This is a genomic window from Gluconobacter kondonii, from assembly GCF_002723995.1.
GTDB classification, from domain to species: domain Bacteria; phylum Pseudomonadota; class Alphaproteobacteria; order Acetobacterales; family Acetobacteraceae; genus Gluconobacter; species Gluconobacter kondonii.
The window spans coordinates 215290-227607 of the sequence record NZ_BEWP01000004.1 but is presented as its reverse complement, the minus strand read 5'-3'; the positions used below and the strand labels follow the sequence as shown (position 1 = coordinate 227607).

General features: G+C 59.8%; 12 protein-coding genes. 5 read left to right on the top strand and 7 right to left on the bottom strand.

The window, feature by feature from the left end:
- Positions 1-64: 64 nt before the first annotated feature.
- A complete protein-coding gene (locus GKO01_RS06395; RefSeq protein ID WP_167383438.1) occupies positions 65-1663 on the top strand; it encodes an alkaline phosphatase D family protein in 1599 nt (532 codons plus the stop codon).
- A 17-nt stretch (positions 1664-1680) separates the two neighbouring features.
- Here GKO01_RS06395 and GKO01_RS06390 read toward each other — a convergent pair whose 3' ends face one another.
- The 3 genes from GKO01_RS06390 to GKO01_RS06380 are packed head-to-tail and all read right to left on the bottom strand — an operon-like array spanning position 1681 to position 3986.
- A complete protein-coding gene (locus GKO01_RS06390; RefSeq protein WP_099286288.1) occupies positions 1681-1869 on the bottom strand; it encodes a hypothetical protein in 189 nt (62 codons plus the stop codon).
- Positions 1869-3737 (bottom strand): ferrous iron transporter B, encoded by a 1869-nt coding sequence (gene feoB / locus GKO01_RS06385; protein WP_099286287.1) that lies wholly within the window; start codon positions 3735-3737, stop codon positions 1869-1871. Before feoB ends, GKO01_RS06390 begins: the two co-directional genes overlap by 1 nt.
- Before the next feature lie 6 nt (positions 3738-3743).
- Complete coding sequence (locus GKO01_RS06380; protein WP_099286286.1) at positions 3744-3986, bottom strand: FeoA family protein; 243 nt, start codon at positions 3984-3986, stop codon at positions 3744-3746.
- Positions 3987-4452: 466 nt separating this feature from the next.
- Here GKO01_RS06380 and GKO01_RS06375 point away from each other — a divergent pair, with 466 nt between their 5' ends.
- Positions 4453-4767: a metal-sensitive transcriptional regulator gene (locus tag GKO01_RS06375; protein ID WP_244901362.1), complete on the top strand. Its 315-nt coding sequence runs from the start codon at positions 4453-4455 to the stop codon at positions 4765-4767.
- A 4-nt stretch (positions 4768-4771) separates the two neighbouring features.
- Here GKO01_RS06375 and GKO01_RS06370 read toward each other — a convergent pair whose 3' ends face one another.
- The 4 genes from GKO01_RS06370 to GKO01_RS06355 all read right to left on the bottom strand — a co-directional run bounded on the left by GKO01_RS06370 (position 4772) and on the right by GKO01_RS06355 (position 8225).
- Positions 4772-5089, bottom strand: a complete 318-nt coding sequence (locus tag GKO01_RS06370; protein WP_099286284.1) for a hypothetical protein — start codon at positions 5087-5089, stop codon at positions 4772-4774.
- 32 nt (positions 5090-5121) lie between these two features.
- On the bottom strand, positions 5122-5895 hold the full coding sequence (locus tag GKO01_RS06365; protein ID WP_099286283.1) for a copper resistance protein B: 774 nt from the start codon (positions 5893-5895) through the stop codon (positions 5122-5124).
- Complete coding sequence (locus GKO01_RS06360; protein WP_099286355.1) at positions 5892-7730, bottom strand: copper resistance system multicopper oxidase; 1839 nt, start codon at positions 7728-7730, stop codon at positions 5892-5894. Before GKO01_RS06360 ends, GKO01_RS06365 begins: the two co-directional genes overlap by 4 nt.
- A gap of 87 nt (positions 7731-7817) precedes the next feature.
- A complete protein-coding gene (locus GKO01_RS06355) occupies positions 7818-8225 on the bottom strand; it encodes a hypothetical protein (RefSeq protein WP_099286282.1) in 408 nt (135 codons plus the stop codon).
- A gap of 309 nt (positions 8226-8534) precedes the next feature.
- On the opposite strand from GKO01_RS06355, the gene GKO01_RS06350 reads away from it, so the two are divergent.
- From GKO01_RS06350 to GKO01_RS16270, 3 genes are all read left to right on the top strand, one after another.
- Positions 8535-8747 (top strand): heavy-metal-associated domain-containing protein, encoded by a 213-nt coding sequence (locus tag GKO01_RS06350; protein WP_099286281.1) that lies wholly within the window; start codon positions 8535-8537, stop codon positions 8745-8747.
- A gap of 120 nt (positions 8748-8867) precedes the next feature.
- Positions 8868-9773 (top strand): TonB-dependent receptor plug domain-containing protein, encoded by a 906-nt coding sequence (locus tag GKO01_RS06345; protein ID WP_099286280.1) that lies wholly within the window; start codon positions 8868-8870, stop codon positions 9771-9773.
- A gap of 407 nt (positions 9774-10180) precedes the next feature.
- Positions 10181-12301 carry a TonB-dependent receptor domain-containing protein gene (locus GKO01_RS16270; protein ID WP_244901352.1) on the top strand — a complete coding sequence of 707 codons (2121 nt, stop codon included), beginning with the start codon at positions 10181-10183 and terminating at the stop codon, positions 12299-12301.
- Positions 12302-12318: the final 17 nt, after the last annotated feature.

Genomic DNA, 12318 nt, shown 5'->3' with positions numbered 1-12318 from the left:
TGTCCAAAGACCTCTGGGAGCCCGGTTCCGCAGGGAGCCGGGCTTCGTAGGAAAGAACTGCTGCATGGTGTTCATGAAACGTAGAAGCCTGCTGACCGGCCTTGGTGCGGGTCTCCTCCTCTCGACGCGCGTGCGTGCGCTGCGGGCTGCCGTCCCGCGCGATCTGGAGAAAAATCCGGGTTTTAAAGCCACTCCGTTCCAGCTCGGCGTGGCTTCCGGCGATCCGGCTTCGGACGGTCTGGTGCTGTGGACGCGCCTTGCACCCGACCCGCTGGAAGAAGCAGGCGGCATGGAGGCTCTTAAACCGGTTCTGGTGGGCTGGGAGGTTAGCGAGGATGAGACGTTCTCGAAACCCGTGCAGAGCGGACAGGCGCTCGCCCATCCAGAGCTTGGCCATTCGGTTCATGTTGAGGTTGCGGGGCTGAGGCCTGACCGGCCGTACTGGTACCGTTTCCACATTGCGGGCTATCAGAGCCCGGTTGGGCGGGGGCGGACGCTGCCGATGCCGGGTACGCCGCTGTCGCGCGTGCGTTTTGCCGCAGCGGGCTGCCAGCATTACGAATATGGCTACTACACCGCCTGGCGCGCCATCGCGAACGAGCCGATCGATTTCGTGTTCCATTATGGCGACTATATTTACGAAGGTGCGGATAGCGGCGACCATCTGCGCGATATCGACGGGCGCAAGGCGCATGTTCTGCGGCGTCATGTCGGGCCGGAATGTTATTCGCTGGACGAATATCGCCGCCGCTATGCCCAGTACAAGCTGGACCCGGATCTTCAGGCTGCTCATGCGGCGACGTCGTGGATTGTCAGTTTTGACGACCACGAGATCGACAACAACTGGGCCGGAGATACCGATCAGGACGGCACGCCGCCGGAGATTTTCCGTCTGCGCCGGGCTGTCGGACTACAGGCGTATTACGAGAATATGCCGCTACGGGCGACGTCCATTCCCGATGGCAGCCACATGCAGCTTTATCGCAGTTTCAGCTTCGGCGACCTGATGAACATGTTCGTGCTGGATACGCGCCAGTATCGCAGCGATCAGGCGTATGGCGACACGAATGCGGCGCAGGGCAAGGACGTCTGGTCTCCCGAGCGCACCATGATGGGCGCGGAACAGGAGCAGTGGCTGTTTGATGGTCTGGGGCGGTCGGACGCAAAATGGAACCTGCTGGCGCATCAGGTCATGATCATGGATCTGGCGCATCGGAAGTCCGCGCATTCCGAGCTTGTTTACAGCATGGATCAGTGGTCGGGCTATCTGTACAGCCGCAAGCGCCTTCTGGATTTCATCGATACGCATTGCCCCGGAAACGTGGTGAATGTGACAGGGGACGCGCATCGGCACTTCGCTGGGGATCTGCTGATTGAGCCGGGACGTGGCAAGCCGGTTTCGGTGGAGTTCCTTGCGACGTCCATTTCATCGGGTGCGGATGGTCTGGGCGACGACGATCATTTTAGTCGTATTGCCCGCAGCGAAAACCCGCATCTGAAAGCCACGACCGACAAGCGCGGTTATGTTCTGTGTGATGTGGGGCCGGAAGTATGGCATGCCGATCTGAAGACGATCGATCGGGTCATGGTACCGGGGGGCAAGCTGTCCACTTATGCCAGCTTTGCGGTTGAGCGTGGCAATCCTGGCCTTCAGAAAGCCTGAAAAAGAGGGCGGCTGCCTTAGTGGCAGCCGCCCTTGCCCGAACGGTCACAGCCCGAGCAGCCGCCGCAGCCCTTGCTTGCGGTGGACTGTGGCGTGGACAGGCCCACAGCCGTTCGCATTCGGCCCCATCCGGCGGGAAACAGGCGCGCATACCAGTAGATGGCGGCTGCGAAGACGATCAGGACGGCAACAGCAAGTTCGAGCATCAGGGAACTCCCGTAATGGCGCGGGTGATGTGATAGGTCAGGAATGCGGCCAGATAGGCCAGACCGAACAGATACGCCGCAGCCCCCAGAACGGTTTTGATCGATCCGGTTTCCCGACGCATGACAGCCAGCGTCGAAATGCATTGCGGCGCATAAACATACCAGGCCAGCAGCGAGAAGGCCGTGGCCATGCTCCACTGCGTTGAGAGCAGGGGCAGGAGCCTGTCGGCCGCGCCGTCATCGGTGGCTCCGATGGCATAAACGGTGGCCAGCGAACTGACTGCCACTTCACGCGCTGCAAGGCCGGGGATGAGCGAAACGCAGATCTGCCAGTTGAAGCCGATGGGTGCGAAAACCCACTGCATCAGATGTCCGATCCGTCCTGCCAGACTGTAATCGATGGCCGGTCCCGGTGCGCCTGCGGGGGGGAGCGGGAAGCTCGACAGCGCCCAGAGCAGCACGTTCAGCGTGACGATGATCGTGCCGACGCGGGAGAGGAACATCACCGCCTGTTGCCACAGTCCGAGCGCAAGGCTCCTGAGATTCGGGCGGCGATAGGACGGCAGTTCGAGCAGCAGCGGATGTTCTTCGGACTTCACACCCCGCGTCATGACCCGCGCGGCGATCACGCCGCTGATGATGGCGACGGCATAGAGCCCGAACAGCACCAGCCCCTGAAGGCCGAAGATCCCGAGCACGCTCCGGTGTGGCACAAACGCGCCGATCAGCAGCGTATAGACCGGCAGGCGTGCCGAGCAGGTCATGAGCGGTGCGATCAGGATCGTGACCAGACGGTCCCGCGGGTTCTGGATCGTGCGGGCCGCCATGATGCCGGGAATGGCGCAGGCGAAGCTCGACAGCAGGGGAATGAAGGAGCGTCCGCTCAGCCCCGCCAGCGCCATCAGCCGGTCGAGCAGGAAGGCCGCGCGTGGCAGATAGCCGGATTCCTCAAGCGCCAGAATCCACAAAAACAGGATGAGGATCTGCGGCAGGAACACGATGACCGTGCCCGCACCCGCCAGCACACCGTCCGCCAGAAGACTGTGCAGGACGCCGCCCGGAAGCGGTTTGAGAACGATTTCTCCAAAGAGCGAGATGCCATTGCCCAGACCGTCCATGAGCGGTTGCGCCCAAGCGAAGACGGTCTGGAACATGACGAACAGCACGATCAGAAGAATGACCGGGCCCCAGACCGGATGCAGGAACACGCGGTCCAGCCGGTCCGTCAGGCGGTCCGTTCCGGAGGCGGGATCGACGACATAGGTCGCGAGCAGCCGCCGGACTTCCATATGCGGATCGAGCCCTGCCGGAAGAGGCACGGGCGGAGCCGGAAAGGGCAGATCCAGTGCCTGAAGCAGCGGCATCACGCCTGCGCGGTTGAGGCTGATCACGGGGACGATGGGGATACCCAGATCGGCCTGCAATCCGGCGACGTCAATCTGAAGGCCGTGGCGGCGGGCTTCGTCCATCATGCTCAGTGCGACGACGACGGGGAGGCCCAGCTGCTTCAGTTCCAGAAGGAAGCGCAGATGCAGCCGCAGATTGGTCGCCGAAATAACGGCGACCAACATTTCCGGGCGGGGTTCGGTCCGGTGGCGGCCGAGACAGACATCACGTGTGACGTCCTCGTCCGGACTCGTCGAATCAAGGCTGTAGGCGCCCGGCAGGTCGAGTACGCGGATGGCGCGGCCGTTGGGTGTGGTGAAGAAGCCTTCCTTGCGCTCAACCGTGACGCCCGCGTAGTTGGCGACTTTCTGACGGCTGCCCGTCAGCTGGTTGAACAGGGAGGTCTTGCCGCAGTTCGGATTTCCGACGAGGGCGATATGCAGAGAGGACGCGGGTGTCTGCGGGGACTCGGTTGCACTCATGGGGTGTCAGGAAACGGTCCGCAGGCCGACGCGGGCGGCTTCGCCACGGCGCAGAGCAAAGCGTGATGTGCCCAGACGCACGGCAATCGGATCTCTGCCCATCGGACCGGTCGCGACGACCTGTACGGCTTCGCCGGGCACGAAGCCCAGTTCGCCGAGGCGTGTGGCGATCGGGTCCAGAGGCGCACGCTGTTCGACCTTTTCGATCACGGCATGTCCGCCCTTGGGCAGTGTATCCAGATACAACATCAGTTCCGTACCTCGGTGAGTATGCACGGAGGCTCACAGGCTCCGTCCTACGTTCTAGATAGGCGCATCCGGCCCGTCCGGGAAGGGGAGTGAGAATGATTTGCATCAAGTGCGGTCCGGGGCACTGTCTGGGACTGGAGAAATCGCCGGATTTTATAATAAATTTTACGAAAATCCCTGCTGACGGGACATAGGCCGGAGCAACATCCCATATTGAAACGGAATATCTGCACCTTACTGACGCAACAGGAGGCCCGTTTTCCTGTGGGAGACTCGGTTTTTTCGATCGGGAAAAGGCGGATCGGCGTCTGCGGACTGGCAATTCCCGACGTAGCGGGGCATACACACGCGTTACGGGTGCGCTTGAAGGCGGACCCCGATGGGCGGACATGGACCCATGAGTGATGTTCGAATGTCTGACTAAAGGGCGGATCCAGGAATGGCACTATTCCAGAAAGAACATGCAATGTATGTCTGCGAGAATTGTGCGCCCGTGGACGATGACGGCCGTCGCGTCGAGCAGCCTCGCAAGAAAGCCTTAACGAACCGCGTGCGTCGGATCGAGGGGCAGGTCGGTGGTGTTCTCAACATGATCGAGAACGACCGCTACTGCGTGGATATCCTGACCCAGATTTCCGCCATCAAGTCGGCTCTGGATGGTGTGTCCATCCAGATCCTGTCGTCCCACGCCAATGGCTGCGTGCGCCGCGCGGTGCAGGAAGACGGTGGAGAAGGCGCCATCGACGAGCTTCTCCAGGTCGTTCGCCGGATGATGCGCTGACGAATCAGCGGTCCAGCGTTTCGCCGGGGGCGGGCTGGCTCGTCATGCCCATATCCATTTTCTGACAGGCGGCGCGCTGCTGCTTCATCTTCGGCGTCAGCGGGCTGTTCTGTTTGCTGAGCGTCTCAAGATGCGCACATAGGGTCATCTGCTGATCCATGTTCAGTCCGGCCATCGGGTCCTGCGTTTTGGGGGACGACATGGTCATGGCGTTTTTACCGCCCATCTCTATATGGCTCATATCCATGCCGGGCATGGAGGGGGCGGCGTAGGCCGTGCCGGTTGCGAGGAGGGCGGTCAGTGCGAGGAGGGTCTTGCGCATGATGTGTGACTTTCTTTTATGGGGTGTTGGAATCAGAACCAGCTTCGGACGCCGAGGCTGAAGCGGACGGAGCCGGTGTCGTCGTGCTGGTCACGGGTGATCCGGCGGGCTTGTGTGAGATATCCGGAGTAGGTTACGGCCACATAAGGCGCGAATTTCCGCCAGAGTTCGTATCGCAGGCGCAGGCCGGCATCGACATCCGACAGACCGGCGCCAGCCTGACGCCCTGCGTCGGACTTCGTGTAGAAATTGAACTCGGCCTGCGGCTGAAGGATCAGGCGGTTGGTCAGGAGGAAGTCGTAAGAGCCTTCCACACGGGCGGCGAAACGTCCGCGATCGCTGACATAGGCCGTGGCCTCGAACTCGAACTCGTAGAGCGCCAGACCCTGAACGCCGAACGCGCCCCATGTGCGGGTCGGGCCGTCATCGAGGTCCATCCGCACGCCGCCTTGAAGGTTCCAGTAGGACGAAATCGAGCGCGTATAGAGCAGTTCATGATCGCCATCGCTTAGGCGGCCTTTCTCCAGCGTGCCTTCGGATTTGAGCCAGATCTTGTTGTAATCGCCGCCGAACCACGCTTCGCCGTCCCAGCGGAAATCGGTGCCGCCGGGCGCATAGCGGCCTTCAAGCTGGTTGAAGATGCCGTGCAGCCAGGTGCCCTGATCCATAGCGGGTTTGATACCGCCAATATAGACGACGGGGGTTGCTTCCGGCGCATCGGTGGCATGATAGACCGGCTGGTCGGCGTGGGCCGTTCCGGCCAGGGCGAGAATGGACAGAACCACGAGAGAAAGAGCGTGTTTCATGCCACGATCACCGTGCGGAACATGCCCAGATCCATGTGATACATCAGGTGGCAGTGATACGCCCACATGCCGGGGGTATCGGCCGTCACGAGATAGCTCAGCTTCGAGCCCGGCTGGGAAATGATGGTGTGCTTGTAGGGACGGTAATCGCCCTGACCATTTTCCAGTTCGCTCCATAGACCGTGCAAATGGATTGGATGTTCCATCATGGTGTCGTTGATGAGCGTGAAGCGCACACGCTCGCCAAGCTTGAGACGGATCGGGCCGGATTCCGAGAACTTCCGACCGTTGAAGCCCCAGATATAGCGCTCCATGTTGCCGGTCAGATGCAGGATGATTTCCCGCGTTGGCGGTCGCAAATCCGCTCCGGGGCGGGTGGCGCGGAGTTGTTTGTAGTTCAGGACGCGACGGCCGTTGTTCTCCAGTCCGTCGCCGGGGCTGCCCGTGCGGTCGATGGGCATCATGGCGCGCATCTGGTTTTCGACATTGATGGGCGGCGGGCCGGGGTCGTCCACTTCCATTTTCAGCATGGCCATGTGGCTCATATCCATGCCTTTCATGTTCATGCCGTGCATGTCCATTCCGGCCATGTCGCCACCCATTTTCATGCCGGACATATCGTCCGACATGTCCGTGTCCTTCATGCTCTCGCCGGGCTTCATGTTTCCCATGCCCATGTCCACCATGGTGCGGACGGGGCGCGGGTCCATCGGCGGGAGCGGTGCGATCATGCCTTCGCGCGGGGCAAGGGTGCCTCTTGCGTAGCCGGTGCGGTCCTCGCTCTGGGCGAAAATGGCATAGGCGCGCTCGTCTTTCGGCTGGACAATCACATCGTATGTTTCCGCTACGCCGATGCGGAACTCGTCCACGGGGATGGGTTCGATATCGTTGCCGTCAGCCTGCACGACCAGCATTTCGAGCCCGGGAATCCGGATGTCGAAAAATGTCATGGTCGAGCCGTTGATGAAGCGCAGACGCACCTTCTCGCCGGGCCGGAATAGGCCGCTCCAGTTCATGTCCGGGGCGTGGCCGTTCAGCGTGTAGGTGTAGATCGCGCCCGAGACGTCTGCGATGTCGGTCGCGGCCATGCGCATTTTCGACCAGGCCAGACGGTCCGCGAGGGCCGCACCCGCACTTTCGGCTTCGCGCGCTTCTTTCGGGAAGGACGCCGCAGTGCGCTGGCGGAAGACGTAATAGTCGTCCTGCATTTTGAGGTTGCTGACGATGTCATGGGGCATGACATCCGTCCATTCGGCGAGGAAAATGACGTAATCGCGGTCGCAGGCGTTCGGGTCCGGGCGGCGCGGGTCGATGACCATCGCACCGTACAGGCCCATCGCTTCCTGCATCCCGGAGTGGCTGTGATACCAGTAGGTGCCGCTCTGATGGAGTTTGAAGCGGTAGGTAAAGGTTTCGCCGGGGGCGATGCCGCCGAAACTCAACCCCGGGACGCCATCCATATTCGCGGGCGTGCGGATGCCGTGCCAGTGGATCGAGGTCGGTTCATCCAGCGTATTGGTCACGTTGATGCTGACGGTATCGCCCTGTTTGAAGCGCAGGATCGGACCGGGCACCGTGCCGCCGACAGTTGGGGCGTGCATGGTCTTGCCATCGAGCGAAATGCGCGTGTGGCCGACCTTCAGATCCCACCGGTTAAAAGGGGTGGGGGGTATGATACCCGAAGAGGCCCTGAGGGGAGAACCTCCAAGGGGAACAGCCGTGGACGAGAGCGCATGTGAGGTGCGGGGCAGGGCTGCCAGAAGGCCGCCTGCGCCGATCCCCGTCACGAAACGCCGTCGTGTAAGGCCGCCCCGGAAGCGGGACGGAAAGATCATGAGGAAAAATCCGCAAAAATGACAGAGGATCAGGCCCTGAATGCCCATTTCGGACAGCAGGACGGGTCCACGCCGGTCAGGCGTGTGTCAGATTGCGTGCAGTTTTGGAGGCGGCGAGGCGGGGATCCAGTCCGTCCCGCTGAAGCGTCCTTGCAGCCCTGAGGCAAAGACGCGCGCGGCCGTATGGGCCGGGCCGGACGGGTGGATGGACGCCATTGTCAGCATGGGGTCGGCCGAGACCGCATGCGTGTGGCAGCAGCCTTCGGAAGACTGTTGCGGATGAGGGATCGCGTGGAACGCTGAGGTTTTGCAGCAATCCGTGGCATCCGGCTTCTGGTGATGGGCCATGTGATGCATCGTCATGGCGATGTGGGTCATGGTCATGTGGGGGGCTTCAGATCTGGCCTGCGCGGTGGATGCGCCAAGCAGCAGCCCCACCTGCATGAGCAGGCAAGCCAGCAGGCCGATCCAGATCCGGGCATGTGTCCTGAGCATCAGAAATCACCACAGAAGGGGAAGAAACGGAGCGATTCATCGTTCGAATCTGATGTGACCCTATACCCAGCCGGGGGATCGGAAAAGATTATTTTTTCGTGTCTGAAAAAATTGTCTTGTCGAATCTGTTTCGGAGGTAATATGAAAATTGCATACCCCGGTGCGGTATATATACCAAAATATGATCGTTAAATAATAACGGTTGCCAGAATAGTTTTATAGTGAATGTTTATATAAACCATACCCCCGAATCGTATGTGGATATACCCTCGCCGGGGGAGTTTTTCTCTCTTTCAAGGATTTCGTGACATGACAGAAACAGCGCACATGACGGTAGAGGGCATGTCCTGCAACGGATGTTCGGGCAAGCTCCAGCGCGCTCTTGAAGCCGTAAATGGCGTAACGGGCGTCGATATCGTGCTGGATGGCGGCAAGGTGACGGTCTCTTACGACCCGGCCCATGTTTCGCCCGCAGCGTTCAGGGACGTCGTCGAAGACACGGGATTTGACGTCGTTTCCTGAAGCCGGAGCACGCCTCCTCCTGAGCAGGAGCGTTTCATTGCCGGCCTCATGCCGTAACACGGTGCTTTTCGTGGAACGGGCTGTTGCATGGGGCTGGTATGTCTCTTTAGGACAGACATTATGACACAGCATGGCATTTCAGTTCGCCGTCGGCTCGGCTTTTCCGCCATTTCCCACCATGCTCTGATCTGGGGCAGTCTGGTGGTGGGCGCATGCCCTGCGGCTTTGGCCGATACGGTTGCAGAGCGCGCCAGAAACCACCCGTCTGTTTGCCATGCCACACACAGGGCGTCGCGTCCTGTGCATTGCGGGGTATTGCGACGCGCCGACAAGCCTTTGGCGCAGTCTGTGAAGGCTCCCGCTACGGTCTCTGCTCCAGCGCCTGTCGCAGCCGCGTCTCGCTCTTCCGAAGATCTGGATGCTGCGTCAGACGAAAATATTCAGGTTCTGGGCACCAACCACACCTATACAGCCCCCGCTGTTGAAGTCTGGGGGAAAAGCCCCGTGGCGCTCAAGGACGTGCCGCAGTCCATTTCGGTCATCACCCAGCAGCGTATGGAAGATTCCAACATGCTGACGATGGCGGATGCGATGCGGCAGATCAACGGAATCCTGGTCTTTCCGGGCTCTACGGCCAATTCCAATTATTATTCACGCGGATATCAGCTCACGACGTCCATTGATGGCACGCCCAACGCTGCTGGGACGCTGAATAATGCTGCCCTTGACCTGTCGATGTATGACAGGATCGAGGTGCTCCGTGGCTCTTCCGGTCTGTTGCAGGGCGGAGGCGGCGCGGGTGGTGTGGTCAATCAGGTGACGAAAAAGCCTGGTATAAACTTTGCCGCGGGCGGATCGGCCAGCGTGGGCAGTTTCGATAATTATCGTGTGGATACGGATATCACCATTCCGCTGAACCACTCGAAAACCGTGCGCTTTCGGACGGCAGACCTGTATCAGGACAATCATTTTTTCTACAAATATTCCCATTCGCGCAAATGGCAGGCCTATGGCGCGTTGGAGTGAGATGTCACGTCCACGACCACATTCCTGGTCTCTCATGCCGCCCAGCAGCAGGACATTACGGCACCTTATTATGGTCTGCCGCTGACCACGGCCAATACCCTGTGGTCCGGTAGCCGGGATGCGAACCCGAGCCAGAGCTGGGGGTATTCGAATTACATGACGAGCAGACGATTGCGTCCATCACCCAGAAGCTCTGGGGCGACTGGACGGCGACGGCGCGCGCCACGTTCTATGATCAGGACTACAATACTTTCTATAACGAGCCTTGGAACAAAATGAATCCTGCGACCGGAACACTTCAGTACCGGGATCAGGGGATCTCCAAATATAAAGGCTCCAACACGTCCCGTTCCGCGGATGTGTATGCATAGGGCAGTTTCAAGCTCCTCAACAGGACACATCATGCGTTGTTCGGGTTCAACTACAATTCCTATGAGCAGATCACACAGTATGCGAACGTGAACTGCAACAACATTTACAACAATATCAGCCTCGAAAATACCAATGCTGTTCCCCAGCCTCCGGCAAGCTGCTTTGATTACAAGCAGAATGCCGATAGATACGGGACGGATGACTATGCGTATCAGTGGGGGTTCTATGGTCAGCTTCGGCTGGAGGTGATCCGGCATTTGTCCTTGATTCTGGGTGGACGTGTCTCGCGTTATTACGAGAAGCTCCAGAAAATTTCTCCTGCGCCAAAGGGGGAGTGGATCAATCAGGCCGATCTGCGCGGGCAGCTTACCCCCTATCTGGGCACGGTGTATCAGATCACGCCGAACATCTCCTGGTATGCCAGCATTTTCACGCCGGCTGTCGGCAAGCAGACCTATGGTGGGGGCGGTCTTGCGCCACAGGAAGGCAATCAGGTCGAGACCGGGTTCAAAGCGGAATATTTCCGCGGTTGCCTGAACCTTTCATCCGCGCTGTTCCGGATGGAAAGCATCAACCAGTCGGTGCAGGACCCGTATCACTCGCAGTTCTACGTCACCACCGGCCCGATCCGCCGTCAGGGCTGGGAAGCGCAGGTCGATGGTCAGATCCTGCCGGGGCTGGATGTGTCGATCGGTTATACCTATCTGGACACGAAAGTTTCAAATGCGAAGGTCAATGATTTCGGGAGTGTTTTCTCACCGCATCACATCTTCAAGTCCTGGGTGCATTACAATGTGCAGGACGGCTTTCTCAAAGGTCTGAACGTGGGGGCGGGGATTGATGCGAACAGCAATCTGCGCGGCAGTTACGCCACGACCATTCAGGGCGGTTACATGACTGTGGATGCCATGGCGTGGTATCATCGGTTTTTCGATGCGTTCTTTGCAGGAGAGGTCGGGCGGTGTCTGGGGATGCTGCCGTTCTATCTTCTGGTGACGCTCGGCTCCGTCGTGGTGCATGCGACGCAGACTTATCTGACGCAGGTTCTCTCGATGCGGTGGCGTCTGTGGAACACGAAAGTCTATCTGCGGCAGTATCTGTCGGAAGAGGCGTATTATCGGCTCGAACATGGCCCCAACCGGGCGGACAACCCGGATCAGCGTATTGCGGACCACCTGTCTCAGATGACGGTCCAGACGCTCAAACTGGGGCTGGACGCCATTGATGCGGTGACCACGCTGCTGTCTTTCGCGGTTGTTCTGTGGAACATTGGGGGGGTATTGTCTTTTGACTGGCATGGCCGTCATTTCCAGATCCCGGGCTATCTTTTTCTGGGCGCGGTTCTCACGTCCCTTTTGGCTTCCGGGATACTGGAGCGGTTCGGCGCGCCGCTGATCGGCGCGAATTACCGGCAGCAGCATTTCGATGCCGATCTGGCCACACAGCGCTCAGTGCTTAAGCGTCTGGGCGAGTTCGAGCGGGTTGTCAGCCAGTCGCCTCAAAGCGGAATTGTTAGTTCCGTAACCGAAACGACTTCGGTGCAGATCCGGGATCTGGTCCTGAACCTGCCAGATGGAAAGCCAATTGTGCGGATTGGCGATCTGACGATGCAGGGCGGCGAACGCTGGCTGGTTCGCGGGCCGTCCGGTTCGGGGAAAAGCACGTTCCTGCGGGCGCTGGCCGGGCTGTGGCGTCACGGGCGGGGAGAGGTCTCTTTCAACATCCGACAGGCCATGTTTTTGCCCCAGCGCAGCTATGTTCCGTCCGGGACACTGCGTGAGGCGCTGAGCTATCCCGCGACATCCGATCACTATGATATCGCCTCTTGCCAGCAGGCTTTGGAAGCCGTCAATTTGGCGGGATACAGCCATCGGCTGGACGAGATTGCGGACTGGGGCGCGGTGCTTTCTCCGGGCGAGCAGCAGCGTCTGGCCGTGGCGCGGGCGTTGCTGTTCCGGCCTGCGATCCTGTTTCTGGGCGAGGCGACGTCTGCGCTGGATGACGCCAACGAGCGTCGTCTTTACGAGGCCCTTCTTTTCTTTCTGCCCCACACCACATGCATCAGCGTTGCGCATCATGATGCGCTGCGTGTTTTTCATGATCGCGAGATTGTTCTCGGGAGTGGAAAAGCTGCTTTTTCTTTACTTGAAAAATAGGGGTGTGGGGTATATTT

Excerpts from the sequence above, each read along its gene's own strand:
- GKO01_RS06370 (WP_099286284.1), bottom strand. The coding sequence starts at position 5,089 with ATGCGCAAGACCCTCCTCGCACTGACCGCCCTCCTCGCAACCGGCACG.
- GKO01_RS06395 (WP_167383438.1), top strand. The coding sequence starts at position 65 with ATGGTGTTCATGAAACGTAGAAGCCTGCTGACCGGCCTTGGTGCGGGT.
- feoB (WP_099286287.1), bottom strand. The coding sequence starts at position 3,737 with ATGAGTGCAACCGAGTCCCCGCAGACACCCGCGTCCTCTCTGCATATC.
- GKO01_RS06350 (WP_099286281.1), top strand. The coding sequence starts at position 8,535 with ATGACAGAAACAGCGCACATGACGGTAGAGGGCATGTCCTGCAACGGA.
- GKO01_RS06345 (WP_099286280.1), top strand. The coding sequence starts at position 8,868 with ATGACACAGCATGGCATTTCAGTTCGCCGTCGGCTCGGCTTTTCCGCC.
- GKO01_RS06380 (WP_099286286.1), bottom strand. The coding sequence starts at position 3,986 with ATGTTGTATCTGGATACACTGCCCAAGGGCGGACATGCCGTGATCGAA.
- GKO01_RS06355 (WP_099286282.1), bottom strand. The coding sequence starts at position 8,225 with ATGCTCAGGACACATGCCCGGATCTGGATCGGCCTGCTGGCTTGCCTG.
- GKO01_RS06390 (WP_099286288.1), bottom strand. The coding sequence starts at position 1,869 with ATGCTCGAACTTGCTGTTGCCGTCCTGATCGTCTTCGCAGCCGCCATC.
- GKO01_RS06360 (WP_099286355.1), bottom strand. The coding sequence starts at position 7,730 with ATGATCTTTCCGTCCCGCTTCCGGGGCGGCCTTACACGACGGCGTTTC.
- GKO01_RS06375 (WP_244901362.1), top strand. The coding sequence starts at position 4,453 with ATGTATGTCTGCGAGAATTGTGCGCCCGTGGACGATGACGGCCGTCGC.
- GKO01_RS06365 (WP_099286283.1), bottom strand. The coding sequence starts at position 5,895 with ATGAAACACGCTCTTTCTCTCGTGGTTCTGTCCATTCTCGCCCTGGCC.